The following is a 337-nucleotide window of genomic DNA, read 5'->3' as shown; positions in this document are numbered from 1 at the left end:
TGCTTCGGTAGCAAAAAATATCAAGTCTTGAAGAGTGACCAAAGCAGTAAACATTTGAACTTCGGTTCGAATGAATATTTGCAGAAAGTAATCTTTGAGCATCGCTGCACGAGTTGCAGCACATCAAGCTTTTAATTGAAGAGTTTGATCATGGCTCAGATTGAACGCTGGCGGCAGGCCTAACACATGCAAGTCGAGCGGCAGCGGAAAGTAGCTTGCTACTTTGCCGGCGAGCGGCGGACGGGTGAGTAATGTCTGGGAAACTGCCCGATGGAGGGGGATAACTACTGGAAACGGTAGCTAATACCGCATAACGTCTTCGGACCAAAGTGGGGGC

Annotated in this window: 1 rRNA gene; it reads left to right on the top strand. The window is 48.7% G+C overall.

Annotated elements, in window-relative coordinates:
- Window positions 1-132 precede the first annotated feature (132 nt).
- Window positions 133-337, top strand: a 16S ribosomal RNA gene (locus AC2A1E_RS24405); the annotation flags it as partial.

Source organism: Serratia sp. HNCC26DJ206 (genome assembly GCF_057180605.1).
The sequence above is the reverse complement of the archived record's forward strand: the minus strand, read 5'-3'. Positions and strand labels throughout refer to the sequence as shown.